At 61.8% G+C, this 16575-nt stretch carries 17 protein-coding genes and 1 other RNA gene; 1 reads left to right on the top strand and 17 read right to left on the bottom strand.

The features are described from left to right. Positions 1-62 precede the first annotated feature (62 nt). Positions 63-439: RNase P RNA component class A (gene rnpB / locus AC127K_RS12520), an RNA gene on the top strand. Between the two features lie 56 nt (positions 440-495). On the opposite strand, the gene AC127K_RS12515 is transcribed toward rnpB, so the two are convergent. The 17 genes from AC127K_RS12515 to AC127K_RS12435 all read right to left on the bottom strand — a co-directional run bounded on the left by AC127K_RS12515 (position 496) and on the right by AC127K_RS12435 (position 16557). Beyond that, positions 496-699: a pro-sigmaK processing inhibitor BofA family protein gene (locus AC127K_RS12515; protein WP_483722197.1), complete on the bottom strand. Its 204-nt coding sequence runs from the start codon at positions 697-699 to the stop codon at positions 496-498. Between the two features lie 32 nt (positions 700-731). After that, the gene (locus AC127K_RS12510) at positions 732-968 is read right to left on the bottom strand and encodes a hypothetical protein (RefSeq protein WP_483720843.1); all 237 of its coding nucleotides are present in this window, start codon (positions 966-968) and stop codon (positions 732-734) included. A 20-nt stretch (positions 969-988) separates the two neighbouring features. Further along, positions 989-2464, bottom strand: a complete 1476-nt coding sequence (gene spoIVA, locus AC127K_RS12505; protein ID WP_483720842.1) for a stage IV sporulation protein A — start codon at positions 2462-2464, stop codon at positions 989-991. A 21-nt stretch (positions 2465-2485) separates the two neighbouring features. Beyond that, entirely contained in the window at positions 2486-4027 is a 1542-nt protein-coding gene (locus AC127K_RS12500) for a DUF3794 domain-containing protein (protein WP_294539935.1), read from the bottom strand. 303 nt (positions 4028-4330) lie between these two features. After that, positions 4331-5014, bottom strand: coding sequence for a thiamine diphosphokinase (locus AC127K_RS12495; RefSeq protein ID WP_483720841.1), 684 nt, complete (start codon positions 5012-5014; stop codon positions 4331-4333). Then, positions 5011-5871 carry a ribosome small subunit-dependent GTPase A gene (gene rsgA / locus AC127K_RS12490; RefSeq protein ID WP_483720840.1) on the bottom strand — a complete coding sequence of 287 codons (861 nt, stop codon included), beginning with the start codon at positions 5869-5871 and terminating at the stop codon, positions 5011-5013. The genes AC127K_RS12495 and rsgA overlap by 4 nt, the downstream gene beginning before the upstream one ends. Then, a complete protein-coding gene (pknB, locus tag AC127K_RS12485; RefSeq protein ID WP_483720839.1) occupies positions 5871-7781 on the bottom strand; it encodes a Stk1 family PASTA domain-containing Ser/Thr kinase in 1911 nt (636 codons plus the stop codon). Before pknB ends, rsgA begins: the two co-directional genes overlap by 1 nt. Further along, complete coding sequence (locus tag AC127K_RS12480) at positions 7774-8535, bottom strand: Stp1/IreP family PP2C-type Ser/Thr phosphatase (RefSeq protein ID WP_294539943.1); 762 nt, start codon at positions 8533-8535, stop codon at positions 7774-7776. The genes pknB and AC127K_RS12480 overlap by 8 nt, the downstream gene beginning before the upstream one ends. Positions 8536-8564: 29 nt before the next feature. Next, positions 8565-9557 carry a dual-specificity RNA methyltransferase RlmN gene (gene rlmN, locus AC127K_RS12475; RefSeq protein ID WP_483722196.1) on the bottom strand — a complete coding sequence of 331 codons (993 nt, stop codon included), beginning with the start codon at positions 9555-9557 and terminating at the stop codon, positions 8565-8567. Between the two features lie 145 nt (positions 9558-9702). Beyond that, positions 9703-10569, bottom strand: a complete 867-nt coding sequence (locus AC127K_RS12470) for an RsmB/NOP family class I SAM-dependent RNA methyltransferase (protein WP_483720838.1) — start codon at positions 10567-10569, stop codon at positions 9703-9705. Beyond that, positions 10479-11018 (bottom strand): transcription antitermination factor NusB, encoded by a 540-nt coding sequence (locus tag AC127K_RS12465; protein ID WP_483720837.1) that lies wholly within the window; start codon positions 11016-11018, stop codon positions 10479-10481. The genes AC127K_RS12470 and AC127K_RS12465 overlap by 91 nt, the downstream gene beginning before the upstream one ends. Further along, positions 11015-11935: a methionyl-tRNA formyltransferase gene (gene fmt / locus AC127K_RS12460; protein ID WP_483720836.1), complete on the bottom strand. Its 921-nt coding sequence runs from the start codon at positions 11933-11935 to the stop codon at positions 11015-11017. The genes AC127K_RS12465 and fmt overlap by 4 nt, the downstream gene beginning before the upstream one ends. Further along, a complete protein-coding gene (gene def / locus AC127K_RS12455; protein WP_483720835.1) occupies positions 11935-12453 on the bottom strand; it encodes a peptide deformylase in 519 nt (172 codons plus the stop codon). Before def ends, fmt begins: the two co-directional genes overlap by 1 nt. 47 nt (positions 12454-12500) lie before the next feature. After that, complete coding sequence (priA, locus tag AC127K_RS12450) at positions 12501-14753, bottom strand: replication restart helicase PriA (RefSeq protein WP_483722194.1); 2253 nt, start codon at positions 14751-14753, stop codon at positions 12501-12503. Positions 14754-14787: 34 nt separating this feature from the next. Next, complete coding sequence (gmk, locus tag AC127K_RS12445) at positions 14788-15360, bottom strand: guanylate kinase (protein WP_483720834.1); 573 nt, start codon at positions 15358-15360, stop codon at positions 14788-14790. 63 nt (positions 15361-15423) lie between these two features. Beyond that, positions 15424-15669 (bottom strand): DUF370 domain-containing protein, encoded by a 246-nt coding sequence (locus AC127K_RS12440; protein WP_294539955.1) that lies wholly within the window; start codon positions 15667-15669, stop codon positions 15424-15426. A gap of 9 nt (positions 15670-15678) precedes the next feature. Then, positions 15679-16557 carry a YicC/YloC family endoribonuclease gene (locus AC127K_RS12435; RefSeq protein WP_483720833.1) on the bottom strand — a complete coding sequence of 293 codons (879 nt, stop codon included), beginning with the start codon at positions 16555-16557 and terminating at the stop codon, positions 15679-15681. Positions 16558-16575 lie beyond the last annotated feature (18 nt).

Raw genomic sequence — 16575 nt, 5'->3', positions numbered from 1 at the left:
AAAGCGACGTCTGTTGCAAACCGCTTGCCAAAATTTCAGCGATGTGGTATATTTTAACTCAACGAGTGGAACATACGACGGCGGGGCGGCGTTGGCGACAGCGACCGTCCTGAGGAAAGTCCGGGCTTCTCAGAGGCATGACAACTGCTAACGGCAGCCGGGGGTGACCCCAGGGAAAGTGCAACAGAAATAGACCGCCGCCTTTTGGGCGGTAAGGATGGAAAGGCGAGGTAAGAGCTCACCAGCGCACTGGCGACTTTGCGGCTATGTAAACCCTGTCAGAAGCAACATCCGTATGGGACATATGTGGAAGCCTCGCACGTCCCGGAGATGGCATGACGCCTGCGACCACGTGCCACAGGCGCGGAGCCTTGCGGTGACGCAAGGTCAAGATAGATCGTCGTTTGATACAGAACCCGGCTTACGGTCCAGTCGTTGCAAAAACCGCGCCCGCCAGGAAGGGAGACCTTCCGGCGGGCGCGGTTTTCATTTGATTCAGAGCAAAGGAATGAGCAGCAGCAGAATGACCCCTGGCAGACCCAGCACGGCAGCCACAAATCCGGTAAAAGCATTCAGTGGCAGGGTCACGCCGGTATAGGGGGACAGCAGCGCCACCGCCGCCAGCCCCGACAACCCGCAGAGCGCACCTGCCAGCACACTGCGCACCGGATGCCGCCCCGCTGCGGCCGCGCGGGCCACTGCCAAAAGACATCCGCTCCCCACAGCCCACATCAGCGGCGACAAGAGGACTCACCTCCCCGCAGGTCCCGCAAAAGTGCCCGACAGCGGCATTCCAGGGCTGCATGCTCATAGATCAGCTGTTCCACCGCAAACCGGTCCTGCGCTTCCTGAAAAGCCGCTTCGTTGGCCCGCAGATCCCGGTATGTCCGGCGCAATGCGGCGACAGCGGCCGCGCGGGCCTTGCGCGCCGCCCGTTCCCGGTTGTTGTCCGGCAGAAAAAATCCCATGGCCTCCCTCCTTCCCCGCTTCAGAGCAGGATGCAGATCAGGCCGTCGCAGCCTTCATTGATGATGCGTTCCAGGGTGGTCTGCAGCCGGGACCGGGCAGCCTGGGGCATGTGCAGAAGCTTGGCCTGCAGGCCTTCGTTGACCAGCTCGTTCAGGCTCTTGCCGAAAATATTGGTGCTCCACAGCTTGCCGGGATCACTTTCAAAATCCTTGAGCAGGTTGCGGATGAGTTCTTCCCCCTGCTCCTCACTGCCCACGGTGGGCGAAAGTTCGGTGTGGATGACCGCCCGCATGATGTGCAGGGAAGGCGCACTGGCCGACAGGCGCACCCCGTACTGCCCGCCCTGGCGCACGATCTCGGGCTCTTCCAGCTTGAGCTCATCCAGCCCCGGCATGACAATGCCGTAGCCGGTGGCTTCTACCTGGGCCAGGGCCCCCTTGAGCTTCTCATAAGCCCGTTTGGCCCGGGCCAGATCCACGATGCAGGGCAGAAGGCTGGCTTCATCCACAATGTCCAGGCCGGTCTGCTCCCCAAGGATCTTGTAAAAGATATCCTGGGCGATCCCCAGGCGCAGGTGCACCGTGCCGGTGGCCAGGTCCATGCCGATGAGGGTGGCTTCGGTGCTGTATTCGCAGTCGATCTGCAGGTTGCGGCGGCTCACGTCCCCCATCTTGCGGGCCTTGGAGGCCATTTCCAGCAAGGCACCGTAGACCGCGCTCTGCAGCCAGTGGCCGGGTTCCAGCATGGTGACCCAGGGCGGCATGGTCACCGCGATCTCCCGGATGGGGAATTCATACAGCAGCTTCTGCAGCACTTCGTCCAGCTTTTCGGCGGTGACTTCCAGGCAGTTGATGGGCACCACCGTGCAGCCGTACTGCTCCTGCAGCTCCTCCGCCAGGGCGCGGCTGGCCTCGCTGTCCGGGTCGGTGCAGTTGAGCAGAATCAGATAGGGCCGGCCGCTGTCTTCCAGTTCCTGCATGATCCGGCGTTCGGCGTCCACATAGGCCTGCCGCGGAAGATCGGCGATGGAACCGTCGGTGGTGACGGCCAGACCGATGGTGGAATGTTCCCGGATGACCCGCCGGGTACCGGTCTCGGCGGCCAGATCAAAGGGCACGGCAGCGTCGAACCAGGGGCTTTTGACCAGCCGGGGTTCGCCGTTTTCCTCATGGCCGAGGGCGCCGTCCACCATGTAGCCCACGCAGTCGATGAGCCGTGCACGGAAACTGCCCCCGCCGGAAAGTTCGATCTCCACCGCCTGTTCGGGAATGAATTTAGGTTCGGTGGTCATGATGGTGCGTCCGGCAGCGGACTGGGGCAGTTCATCGGTGGCGCGGGCGCGTTGGGCGTCCTGCTTGATATGCGGCAGCAGCATGAGCTCCGCAAACCGCTTGATGAAACTGCTCTTGCCGCTGCGCACCGGCCCCACAACACCGATGTAGATATCGCCGCCGGTGCGTCGGGCCATATTCTGGTAGATCTGTTCCTGGGTCACAGGAGGGTCCCCCTTTCAAAGTTACAGAGCCGCCGGGATCAGCAGACAAGCGGCCTGGGTGGTGGTTTCCTGACCAGCTTCGGTCAGGTCGTTGGCGGCGGCCAGGTCCCGGGCCCGGGCATGGTAGCGCTTGGCAATGTCAAAGATGCGCTCCCCCGCCTGGGCGTAGTAGAGATAGAGCGCCGGACCTTCCGCTTTGTCGGGGTATTCCTCCCCCAGCTCCACCGTCTGGACCACTTCCCGGCTCTGCACATACAGCAGCTGTCCGTGGACGGACACCTCCACCTCCACCCGCATGCGGTCCCCGCTGCGGCTGCTGGACACCCGCAGGACACTGACCCCGGCATGCACCACAAAGTCCGCGGCCTGACCGGACCAGGTATCCGGCATCTGCCAGGTAAAGGGCTTGTCATAACAGGTCATTTCTCCCCGGGCGTCGGCACAAAGCACATGGGCAACCCCACGGCCGGTCAGGCGGACCGCGCCGGGGTCGCCTTCCGCTTCCACGGCCTGGGCACCGCCCAGGGTGACAAAGCAGCCGCGCACCACGGCTTCCGGGTCGGGCAGGGTATCCTCCACACTGACCGACAGGGTGGTATCCAGGTCGGCGGCCTTTTGCAGCAGGCGGCAGGGACTGGTGGTGACCTCGGTCTGGCAGAGGGTAGAGTAAGCATCCGCCACGGCGGTGTATTCCACGGCACGCCAGATTTCGGCGTGCAGCTTCCAGGTCACGGTGAGCAGGGGTTCGTCCCCGGGATTATCCCCGGCAGCCAGGGTGGAGGAAAGGATCTCGGCCCAGCAGCAGCACATGTCCCCTTCCGCGGCGCCTTCCATATCCACCGTCTGGCGCACCGGCAGTTCCTTCTGACGCACCGACAGTTCTTCCTCCCCTTCGGCACGGTAGACCGCTTCCAGCCGCAGGATGCCCTGACAGCTGATCTGGCCGGTCTGCACCGTACAGCCCTGGGGCAGATAGCAGCCACCGATATCCAGGATGGCTTCCCCGGTACCGGGCAGCGGGAAGGTGGTTTCGGCAGTGCAGGCTTTTTCCACAGCGGCCACAGGGGCCGTACCGCACAGGGTCTGGGTGCGCTGCTCAATGCCGCAATCTGCCAGGGAGGTCAGCAGTTCCCGCTCCTCCAATTGCAGAGCCGCCACGCAAAGGGTGTAGGCCCCCCGAAGATCGATGCGGTGCTCGCTGATAGCGCGGCAGTTGCAGTATTCCACCTCGCCCCACAGTCGGGCCGGACCGGAGGCATACCGGCCGGCGGGAAGTTCCACCGATTTTTCAAAGGAAAATTTCTGCTCGGTGCGCCACAGCCGTGCACCGGTCTCGTCCGACTGGTAGAAGACGGTGCACCGCAGATACCCGTCTCCCTGCCAGCGGGACCCGGTCAGGTCGTTGTGCATGACCACCGGTTCAATGAGGCACTTGACGATCTTGAACACGGCGGGCAGGTAGTCCGGGATCAGGATCTCGGTCTCCACCGGCAGTTCCAGCCGCGTCTCCCATCGCCCGCCATAGGCGGTGATGGTGTTGTTGAACACCTTCAGTTCCATCATTTATGTCCTCCCTTGTGTTGCTTTGGGCTTTCTTGTGCAACTATATGCGCCAGGGAAAGGAAATAGCATAAGGCAGGACAAGTTTTGTGTGCCGGAATTTGGGGCAAAGAAAAAAGCCCCGCCCGAAGGCAGAGCCAATTGAAAATGATGGAGCCGGACAGCACAGGGGGTTCAGACCTTGAACACCGCGCGCAGAATCCAGCGGAAAGCAGGCGGACATTTGACAATGACGATTCGCATGGCGCACCTCCAACCTCGTTTTTGTCTGGGGTGAGCCATACTATGCCATGCCGGCGGCAGGTGTTACCCGTCAGCGCGGGAAAGCACCACCAATCCGTATCCGCTGCGGCAGGAAAGGGTTGCCCGGGGAGCCGTGAACTCGTTGCTGACCCCCAAAGGATAATCCGGGGTGAGGGTGGCGTTTTCCAGCGGGTAAAATACCCCCTGCTCGTTCACGCCCTGCAGGGGCCCATCCAGAGGGAAGAGCGAAAGGTACATCCACTCCCCTTTTTCCAGGACCAGGGGCTGACCGGGGCACAGCACATGCAGTTCACTGCGGTCATTGGCCAGGGTGACATTGACCCCGGCTTTGGCCATGAACAGAGCAGTGTTCAGGTTGGCCAGAGTATGTTCCAGCCGGACTCCGCCCAAAGCCCCCAGAAACACGACTTCCCGGCATCCGTGTTCCACCAGCCAGCGGGCGGCGTAGTGGGTGTCGGTATCGTCCTTCACATGGGGCAGAATGATGGTCCCCGCCGGGACCGGGTCCGGACGCGGCGCTGAGTCAAAGTCCCCCAGCAGCAGATCCGGCTGCACACCCAGCCGGTCAGCGTTCCGGTACCCCGCATCACAGGCAATGACAAAGGTATCGGGTGTCAGGTAGCGACGCATATCCGCCGTGACCGGCACGGCAGAAAGCACCGCCGCGCGGGTGCAGAGCGCGGCGGGCTTGGATCCCTGATGCAATTGCGGGTCGGTGTGGGTCACCGTTCCCACTCCTTTCGTTGGCTGGCTTCCTCGTACATGGCCAGATAGCTTTCATACCGGGTGGGAGAGATGAGGCCTTCTTCCAGAGCAGCCCGCACCGCACAGCCTTTTTCGCTGCGGTGGGAGCAGCCGGTGAACTGGCATCTGCCAAAGTAGGGCTCGAATTCCGGGAAGGCATGCTGCAGCTCTTCCTTGGGGATGCGGCAGAGTTTCTGGGCTTCCAGGCTGGCAAAACCGGGGGTGTCCGCAATGCGGCCGCCGCAGCTTTCGAAGATTTCCACTTCCCGGGTGGTATGCCGGCCCCGGCCCAGCTTCTGGCTGATATCGCCGGTGGCCCGACGCAGTTCCGGGTCCAGCGCATTGAGCAGGGTGGACTTGCCCACCCCGGAGTTGCCGCAGAAGGCACACAGATTCCCCTTGATATAGCCGCGCAGTTCGTCCAGGCCTTCCCCTGTCTCATAGTGCAGCTGCACCACCGGAATGGTACTCTTATCATAGGCTGCCACCAGTTTGTCGGCAGCCGCCAGGTCCGCCTTGGTGATGACCAGCACCGGGCGCACCTCCTGGTAGACCGCTGCGGCGGTGAGTTCGTCCAGGATGCGGGTACTGGGGACCGGCTGGGTGGTGCTGGCCACAATGAACAGCACATCCAGGTTGGCCACCGGCGGGCGGATGAATACATTTTTGCGGGGCAGGATCTCCTCAATGGCGGCTTTGCCGGCGCTCAGGGTCACATTGTCCCCTGCCACCGGCGTGATGCCCCGCTTGCGGAACACACCCCGGGCCCGACATTCCACGATGCCGTCCTGGGTGCGCACATAATAGAAGCCGCCGATTCCTTTTGTGATATAGTCCATTAGCCCTCGTGATACAGGAAGCCGCTCTGTTCGCCGTACACGTTGCCATCGCCGGTCTTCCAGCGGCGTTCGGTGTTGCCGTCGCCCAGGTCTTCATACCATTCTTTGATGATCGTGTTGGGATCGCCGTTCAGCGTATCGCCGGTGCTGGGAGCGACGGTCACTTCCGGCACACCGGTGGAAACATACAGCACCACCACACCGTTGATGCTGGTCTGGGTACCGGCGCTGGGGTTCTGGGACAGGACCGTGCCCTTGGGCTGGTCGCTGGCCTGCTCCACCACCTTGGTGACCAGGTTCAGAGCGCGTAGTTCGCTGCGGGCTTCCCCTTCGGTCAGGCCTTCCACGGCAGGAACGATGACGCTGGTGTCCACCGAGGGCTTGGCCACATACAGAATGACCGTGGAACCGCCTTCTACCTGGTTGCCGGCAGCAGGGTCGGTGCGGATGACCGTACCTTCGCCCACGCTGTCGTTGGTCTCCCGCTTGGTCACCACCGAGACCCCCAGATCGGTGAGGGTCTGCTTGGCGGTGGCTTTATCATTGCCGGCCACATCGGGCAGGGTGACGTATTCGGTGCCCAGGCTGACTTTCAGGGTGATCTTCTGCTGCTCCTTCACAGTACGTCCTGCGGCGGGAGACTGCTGAAAGATGGTTCCGGCAGGATAGCTGGAGTTGTACTCCTGCACAATGTCGGGGTCCAGGAGGGAAAAGTATTCCGAGGCACGAAATTCGTCCTCCGTCATTCCCACGAAGTCGATGAGCTGGACATTGGCGCGGTTGGAGAACAGCGGGTTGGTGGAGTTGGTGAAGATCAGGTACACCAGGATGAAGGCGCCGATGACAAACGCCACTGCCATGCCGAAGAAGATCGGCAGCAGAGAGAAACCTTTTGCCTTTGCGGCGGACTTTGCTTTTGCGTTGCGCACGCCCTTACCTTTGCCCTTTCCTCCCGCAGTGGGCGCGCCGGCGCGCCGTGCCTGCTGGGTGCTGATGCCAGACTTGGTACCGCCCACCACCTTGTTGATGGTCTTGCTGGGCGAGTCCTGGGTGTTGTATTCGTACTCAAACCGGATGCTGGGATTCTGCTTGAAGGCCCGGATGGCTTCCAGCATCTCCGCCGCGCTCTGATAGCGGGCATCAGGGTCCTTTTCCATCGCCTTCTCGGTGATCTGGCGCAGGCCTTCCGGCACATTGGGAGCCACTTCTGCCAGAGGCTTCGGCTTTTCGGAGATCTGCATGATGGCAATGGACACCGTACCGGTGCCATCGAAGGGAAGGCGGCCGGAAAGCATCTCATACAGCATCACGCCCACCGAATAGATGTCGGTGCGGGCATCGGTGCGGTCTCCCTTGGCCTGTTCGGGGCTGATATAATGCACCGAACCAATGGCTTTATCGCTGATGGTCTGGCTCTGGGCACGGGAGAACCGGGCGATGCCGAAGTCCATCATCTTGATGGAACCGTCCGCCTGCAGCATAATGTTCTGCGGTTTGACGTCCCGGTGAACGATGCCCTTGGAGTGGGCGTGTTCCAGGGCTGAAAGCACCTGGGTGGCAAAATGCACGACCTCTTTCCAGGTCAGGGCACCGCCGCGCTGCTTGAGGTATTCTTTCAGGGTGATGCCGTCGATATACTCCATCACGATATACTGCAGCTGGTCGGTCACCGAAACATCGTACACCTTGACGATGTTGGGATGATCCAGGATGGAGATGGCCTTGCTTTCGTTCTTGAAACGGCGGACCAGTTCCTCATTGCCCAAGAATTCTTCTTTCAGGACCTTGACCGCGATCTCGTTGCCGGTGCGGATGTCCCGACCTTTGTAGACGTTGGCCATGCCGCCCACACCGATCAGGCTTTCGATGAGATAACGGCCGTCCAGTTTTTTACCAATCAGGTTATCCATTTGTATCCTCCCTTGATTGATCCGTACTTTCCACTCCCAACAGCAGGACGGTGATGTTGTCCTGCCCGCCGCCGCGCAGAGCACGGTCGATCAGCAGCCGGGGCGCATCAAAAAAAGCTGACTCCTGCAGAATCAGAGAAATCTCCTCATCGGGGACCATATTGGTCAGGCCGTCGGTACACAAAAGAAGAATATCGCCGGCCGCCACTTCACAGCGGTTGTATTCGGGCACGATGCTGGCCGATACCCCCAGTGCCCGGGTGATGAGGTTCTTCTGGGGATGCAGTGCCGCCTGTTCCCGGGTGATCTGGCCGCTGTCCACCAGCTGCTGCACCATGGAATGATCCCGGGTGATCTGGCGGATGGTCCCGGCGTGCCACAGGTAGGCGCGGGAGTCCCCCGCATGGACCACATGGGCCATATTGCCGTATACATAGGCACAGACACCGGTGGTGCCCATGCCCAGCATATCCGGGTCGGAGGTAGCTTTTTCGTACACAGCGCGGTTGGTCAGATCAAATCCATGCAGGATGAACTGCTTTTCCTCACCGTGGCGCAGGCAGCGCAGCTGGCGGTCAAAATACTGCAGCATGCTGGCGGTGGCAATGGCCGAAGCCACACGGCCGCCGTTGGCGCCGCCCATTCCGTCGCACACCACACCCCAGCCGGAGCCATCGGTCAGCTGTCGGGCACAGAAATTATCCTGATTTTCCTGGCGGCAGCTTCCGATATCGGTGAGCCCTGCGATCTTCATGCAGTCAGGTCCTTCCTTTCACAGTATACTCAGGCCTGCCCGTTTTGGGCGGCCTGCTTGGCATCTTCCCGCCGCAGCTGTCCGCAGGCGGCAGAGATGTCGGCGCCGAGACGGCGGCGCACCGTGGCATTGACGCCCAGGTCTTCCAGCATCTGGCGGAAACGGCGGACGTTTTCTTCGTCGGTGGCGGAATAGGGGCTGCCGTCCACCGGGTTGATAGGAATCAGGTTCACATGAGCGCTCATCCCCCGGATCAGGTCCGCCAGCTTGCGGGCCATGGCCGGGGAATCGTTGACGCCCCGCACCATGGAATACTCAAAGCTGATGCGCCGTCCGGTGATCTTCTGGTACCGGCGGCAGGCCGGAATCAGTTTTTCCAACGGGTAGGCGTCATTCACCGGCATCATGCTGCTGCGCACGGCGTTGTCCGGCGCATGCAGGGACACCGACAGGGTCAGCTGCAGCTTGCGCTGGGCCAGCTCGTCGATCTTGGGCACCAGGCCGCAGGTAGACAGGCTGATGTTGCGCATGCCGATATTCAACCCTTCCGGGCAGGAGATGATCTCCAGAAAGTCCATGACGTTGTCAAAGTTGTGCAGAGGTTCCCCGATGCCCATGAGCACGATGTGGGAAACCCGTTCGCCGGTGTCTTTCTGGGCGGTGTAAATTTCGGAAGCGATCTCTCCGGGGGTCAGGTCCCGCACCCGCCCCGCCTGGGTGGAGGCGCAGAACCGACATCCCATGGCGCAGCCCACCTGGGTGGACACGCAGACGGTGTTGCCATAGTGATAGCGCATGAGAACCGTTTCGATACAGTTGCCGTCCGCCAGCTGAAGCAGATACTTCACCGTGCCGTCCTTGGACTGCTGGCGCCGCCGGATAGTGGGCGCCGCCAGGGTGCAGGTCTGTTCCAGGGTCTGGATCAGGGACTTGGGCTGGTCGGTCATGGCGGAAAAATCCGTGACGAGCTTCTGGTGCACCCACTTGAAGATCTGTTTGGCCCGGAACGCAGGCAGCCCCATCCCCTTGACATAGTCGGTCAAGCGGGACAGGGTCAGGTCGGTCAGGCACACAGGGCGCTGGTCCGTCAATGAATCCACCTCTTTCTATCATACCATGTTCTGGTCATTTTTGGGTCACGAAAGGATGTAAAATTTACGAAAACTTTCACGGTTTACGCTCCAAAACCGCCACAAAGAAGCCGTCAAAGCCGTCCGTTCCGGGCAGGAACAGCGTGCCGCAGGGGGTAACCCTGGCCTGGGCAGGCAGTTTTTTGGGCGGGATAACGGCAAAATCCGGGTTATCCCGCAGGAACTGCGCCACAACTTCCTCATTCTCGTTTTGGTTCACCGTACAGGTAGAATACACCAAACGACCGTTTTCGGCAAGGTATTTGGAACCATTTTGTAATATCTTTTTTTGCAGGGCAGACAGCGCATCCAGCCCTGCCAGGTCCTTGTAACGGATGTCCGGCTTCTTGCCGATGACCCCCAGCCCCGAGCAGGGCACATCGCACAGGACCCGGTCGAAAGGCGCTTTCAGCAGCGCTTCGTTGGGCCGGGAGGCGTCTGCCTGAAACGGGTGCGCGCAGGTCACCCCGCAGCGGGCGAAGGCTTTTTCCAGCAGCGGCACACGGGAAGCCACGGCCTCGCCGCTGAACAGCTCTCCCCTGTCTTCCATGGCCTGGGCCATGGTCAGGCTTTTACCGCCGGGGGCGGCGCACAAGTCCAGTACCCGCATGCCGGGAGCGGCCTGTACGCTGTCTGCCGCAAACTGGCTGGCCAGTCCCTGTACATGGAACAGCCCCTGCCGGAACGCTTTGGTGGCGGCAGGGCTGCCCGGGAACTGCACCCGCAGGCAGTGGGCCCATGGCCCCGGCTCCACGGTGCAGCCCTCTTTGGTCAGGCTTTCGGTAAGGGCGGACGCGTCGGTTTTCAGGGAATTCACCCGCACCCAGGTGGGAGCGGGCAGGTAGAAAGCTGCGGCAATGGCCTCCGCTTCCTCCCCGTACTGCCCCTGCAGCAGCTCCGCCACGGGGCGGAAAGGCTGTAATAGGTCTGCAGCCGCCGGGAAAGGTCAGGAAAATCTTCCGGTCCGGGACGGCAGGCGGCGGCACGGCGGAGCACCGCGTTGACCATACCCGCCGCGCTGGTCTTGCCGAAAGCCCGGGCCAGCTTCACCGATTCATTGACGGCAGCGGGAAGAGGTACTTTCATATAGGAAGCCTGGGCCAGTCCGGCCCGCAGGATGGCCCGCACGGGGGCGTCCAGCTTGCGCACCGGCTTTTTGAGAAAGCGGTCCAGGGTCCAGTCCAGCAGGTTGCGCCGTTCCAGCACCGTGTAAAAGATACGGGCGGCGAAGGCAGCGTCCCGGCTTTCCAGCGGGGGGCGGCAGCGGCTGAGTTCCGCATCCAGTACCAGGTTGGCATAACCATCCTGTTCCTGACGTACCAGGGCCTTGACGGCCAGGTAGCGGGCGGTCACAGGCTGTCCCCCGCCTTGAGGCGGCGTCCGGCCGCCCAGGCGGTACCGGCCATAGGTTTACCGCCTTCCGGCGTGACGGTGAGCAGCTGCACCGCGCCCTCCCCGCAGGCGATGGTCAGCGGCTTGAGTGCCAGCACCGTACCCGCCGGGGCGGCGTTTTCATTGGGAGCCACGCGGCTTTCCAGAACCTTGACCTTTTTGCCGTCCAGTTCAAAGAAGGCGGCGGGCCAGGGGTTCATTCCCCGCACCCAGTTGTGGATGTGGGCGGCAGACTGGGTGAAGTCGAACCTGGCCATCTCCTTTTTGAGAGGCGGCGCCTGGGTGGCCTGGGAATCATCCTGGGGCTGGGGGGTCAGTTCCCCGGCAGCCAGTTTTTCCACCGCGGTGACCAGGGTTTTGGCGCCGATGGCCGAAACCTGGTCGAACAGCTCCCCACTGGTGGTCTCGGGGCCGATGGGCACCCGCTCCACCATGAGGATATCCCCGGTATCGCAGCCTTCGTCCAGCTGCATGATGGTGACGCCGGTCTCGGCATCGCCGTTGAGCACCGCCCACTGGATGGGCGCCGAACCGCGGTACTTGGGCAGCAGGGACACATGCAGATTGATGCAGCCCAACGGCGCAATGTGCAGCAGTTCCGGCGGCAGGATACGGCCGTAGGCCACCACCACCACCAGATCAGGGGCCAGCTCCCGGAAGATCGGTTCGGCCTTGCCGTCCCGCAGGGTGGCGGGCTGCCACACTGGAATGTTGTGCTGCACCGCCAGCTGCTTGACCGGCGGCGCAGTGAGGATCTGCTTGCGGCCCACCGGCTTGTCGGCACGGGTGAACACGCCCACGATCTCATGCCCCACCGCAATCAGGGCGGCCAGGCTTTCGGCGGCAATGTCCGGGGTGCCCATGAACAGGATACGCATTATTCTTCGCCCTCGTCTTCGGGGTAGTCATCCTCATAGAAATGGGTTGCCAGATCCATGATGGTGATGCCGTCCAGATGGTTGTTCTCGTGCTGGATGCAGCGGGCAAACATGTCATCGGCTTCCAGTTCAAACCACTCCCCGTGGCGGTCCTGGGCCCGGACCTTCACATGCTTGGCACGCTTGATGGCGCCGTTATGTCCCGGGAAGGACAGACAGCCTTCATACAGTTCCACCTGCTCGTCGCTGAGTTCCAGGATCTCCGGGTTGATGAACTCCATGATGGGCAGGCGCTCTCCTTCCGGCAGCGGATCGGGAGCGTTGCGGTCATCCAGGGAGATGAAGATGCGGCGCATGACGCCCACCTGCGGCCCTGCCAGACCCCAGCCGTCGGCGTCGTACAGGGTCTCTTTCATATCGTCCAGCAGAGTGGCCAGACGGTCATCAAACTTGGTGACGGGGCGGCAGACTTTCTTCAGGATCGGGTCGCCGTCCTGGACAATGGTGCGAAGTGCCATGATATAGAACCTCCAAAAATCGTATCTGTTGTATCTTGTGACGGCTTTTACAAATCGCCGTCCGAATTGAAATCAATGACCACGCCGGCCTTACCGGGTAGTTTTTCGGCCGCGTAGGCATCCAGCGCTGCCCGCAGCAGGGCACGGAACCGGGCGTCGTTGCGGCATTTCAGGGTCAGTTTGTATCGGTACCGCCCGCCCAGCATCAGGATGTTCATGGGCACGGGGCCCAGCATCCGCAGCGGCAGGTCAGGGTGTTTGGATGCCAGTCCGGCCATAATCTGACTGAAGCGGCTGGCTGCGGTGAACACCGCCCCTTCCTGCGCGCCGATAAAGCCCACGACGCACAGGGCACAGAACGGCGGATACAGACACAGGCGGCGGAAAGAGATCTCTTCCTGATAAAAGGCAGGATAATCCTGTCGGGCCGCCAGCTGCAACACAGGATGTTCCGGCACCGCCGTCTGAATGAGCGCGCGGCCGGGCAGGTCGGCGCGGCCGCCCCGTCCCACCACCTGGGTGATGAGACTGAACACGCTTTCGTACGCGCGGAACCCCTGCCCGAAAAGCAGGGAGTCGATGCCCAGCACTCCCACCAGGGTCACCTTTTCAAAATCCAGACCCTTGGCTACCATCTGGGTGCCCAACAGGATATCGTACTCCTGGCGGGCAAACTTGGTCAGCATGGTCTCATGCGCGTCCTTCTGACCGGTGGAATCCTGGTCCATGCGCAGGATGCGGGCAGACGGCAGCAGTTCGTGGAGTTCCTCCTCCACCCGCTGGGTCCCGAAACCGCTGTACAGCAGTTTACCGCCGCATTCCGGGCAGCGGGCCGGCGCCGGATGGACCTGGTGGCCGCAGTGATGGCACATCAGGGCCTGCCGGTTTTTGTGATAGACAAGGGGCACGCTGCAGTTGGGACATTTGATCACCTGGCCGCAGTCGGCACACATGGCCACCGTGTTATAGCCACGGCGGTTGAGCAGCAGGATGCTCTGTTCCCCGCGGCGCAGGTTTTCCGCCAGTTCTCCGGCCAGCTGGGCGCTGATCTCCCGTGGGTTGCCGGCGGTCATCTCAGCCCGCATATCGGCAAACTCCACCGTGGGCAGCGGGCGGCCGCCGTACCGTTCCCGCAAGGTGACCATCCCCATCCGCCCTGCCTGGGCGGCGTAGGTGGTCTCGATGCGCGGGGTGGCCGAGGCAAAAACCAGCAGGGCGTTTTCCGCCGCAGCACGTTTTCTGGCCACCTCATGGGCGGAGTAGCGGGGGGCGGATTCACTCTGGTAGGTGTGTTCCTGCTCCTCATCCAGAATGATGAGCCCGATATCTTTCAGCGGCGCAAAGATCGCGCTGCGGGTCCCCACCACGATATCCGCATTTCCCTGCTGGATCATCCGCCACTGCAAAAGGCGTTCGGTGTTGTTCAGCGCACTGTGTTGCACGGCAAGGCGACTGCCGAACATGGCTTTCAGGCGGCGGATCATCTGGGGGGTGAGGCCGATCTCCGGCACCAGCACCAGCGCCCGACGCCCCTGGGCCAGGGTGTGCTCAATGAGCTTGAGGAAGACCGCCGTCTTGCCGCTGCCGGTAACACCGTACAGCAGTGCTGCCCGGGGCTGTCGGGCATCCAGGTCCGCTCTGAGCCGGTCAAAGGCTGCCTGCTGTTCGGCAGAAAGTTCCACCGGACGGGGATCAAAGGGGATGTCCGAAAACAGATCCAGAGACTTGAAGCGTTCCTCCGCCTGCAGGATCCCCTTTTTGCACAGAGCATCCAGGGTGGTCCGGCCCACCCCCTGTTCCTCCAGGTCGTGGCGGGACATGGGGCCGCCGCGCAGCAGTTCCACCGCGGCCTGCTGCCGTGGTCCGGGCTTTGGCCTGGCAGGCAGTTCCCCCACCAGGGTGTACACCGTTTCCACCGGGCGGCTCAGACGGTTCTGTACCACCGGTTTTCCGTTTTCCACACCGGGACGGTACTGGGCCCCGTACGGGATGATGGCCTTGACTGCCTCGTACCAGGTGCAGAAATACCGGTCCTTCAGGAAACGGACCAGATCCAGCAGGTCGGGGGTCAGACGGGCGTCTTCCGGTGCGGCGGCCAGCAGGGTCTTGAGCCGCGGGTCCGGGTCGGCTTCTTCCTCCATCTGCAGTACCACCGCCATGCGGGGCCGGTCGCCACGACCGAAAGGTACCAGCACGATGCCGCCCGGCCACAAATGGCCGTCCAGTTCTGCGGGGACAAGATAGGAGTACAACTTATCGAAATGAATGGTGGCGTCATTCACCGCCACCTTTGCAATCATGGACAAACAGGTCCTCCCCTCTTGTGCGGGCGGATCAATCCTCCTGCATCAGGCGATGCCGGATAATGCCGTAGATGCGGTCGGCGCAATCCTGCACCACATCGTTGACCACATGTTCGTCGTAGTCGGCGGAGCGGGCAATCTCGGTTTCGGCACGCTTGAGGCGTTTCTGGATGACCTCCTCGGTCTCGGTACCGCGGCAGCGCAGGCGGTGTTCCAGCTCCTGCATATCCGGCGGCAGTACAAAGATGGTAGTGGAACCCGGGTACAGCCGCTTGATGTTGCCGGCGCCCTCCACCTCGATGACCAGAATGACCGGTTCTTCCGCCTTCATGTGGCGTTCGATCTCGGAACGCAGGGTCCCGTAATAGTTCTCGCAATAGCAGGTGTATTCCACGATGCCATCCGCGTCCAGCGCTTCCTTGAAATGTTCCTTGCTGAGGAAGTGGTAGTTGACGCCATCCACTTCCCCTTCCCGCATGGGACGGGTGGTGGCGGACACCGTCTTCTTCACATCCGGATGGTCACCGAGCAGCTTGGACACAACGGTATCCTTGCCGGTGCCGGACGGCCCCGACACAACAAACAGGTACTTTTCGCCTTTCATACTTTAGCATCCCCTATTCTTTTGCTTTCCTATACACCTGTATCCATCTATAAGCACACCGGATCACGGTGCGGCTTCCTCCTGCGTGCGGCCGAGAATGGTTTCCGGCGGAAAGGCCGAGAGAACCACATGGTCGGAGTCCATGATGAGCACCGATTGGGTGCGGCGGCCGTAGGTGGCATCAATGACGGCACCCTTGTCCCGGGCGTCCTGTACGATACGCTTGATGGGTGCGGATTCCGGACTGACCGCGGCGATGAGCCGGTCGGCATTGACCAGATTGCCGAACCCGATATTGATCAGTTTCATACCTGCCCCTTATTCGATGTTCTGGATCTGTTCCCGGATCTTCTCGATCTCAGATTTGAGAGCCACCACCAGGCGGGTCAGGGCAGCGTCCTGGCACTTGGAGCCGATGGTGTTGGCTTCCCGGTTCAGTTCCTGGGTCAGGAAATCCAGTTTGCGGCCGATGGGCTCATCCAGGGCCAGGATTTCCCGGTACTGGGCCACATGACTGTGCAGGCGCACGGTCTCTTCATCAATGGCGGTCTTGTCCGCAAAAAGAGCAGCCTCGGTGAGGATGCGGCTTTCGTCAATATTGCGGTCGGCCAGCAATTCCTGCAGGCGGGCATACAGGCGTTCGGTGTAGGCCTGTACCCGGCCGGCGCTTCCCTGTTCGATCTGGCCCACCAGGTCTTCCACCACCTGCAGGCGGTTTTCCACATCTTCCTTGAGCTTGGCGCCCTCGGTGGCGCGCATGGCCAGGAAGGCATCCACCGCCTGGGCAGCCACCGAAGACACATCCGCCCACAAAGCATCCGGGTCAGCGGGAGCCGCGGTCTGGGTCAGCACATCGGGGAAACGGGCCAGTGCGGTGACGGTGACGTCATTCTTGATGTCCAGCCGTTCCGCCATGGCATGCAGGGCATGACGGTAGCTTTCAGCCAGAGGCCAGTTGATCTGCACCACGGTGTCGGCGGCGGCCACACTCTGGATGGTGAGATTCAGTTCCACCTTGCCGCGATGGACACGGTCGGCCACCAGCGCTTTGAGCTTGTCGTCCAGAAAGCCGCAGGTGCGCGGCAGCCGGGAAGAATACTCGAAAAAGCGCGCGTTGACGCTGCGCAGCTCCACTGTGATATTGCGGCCGTTGAGCGTCTGCTCGGCCCGACCATAGCCTGTCATGCTGAGAACCATACCTGAACTCCTCATATC

Source organism: Subdoligranulum sp. DSM 23681, assembly GCF_057005535.1.
This window is presented reverse-complemented; position numbering and strand designations above follow the sequence as displayed.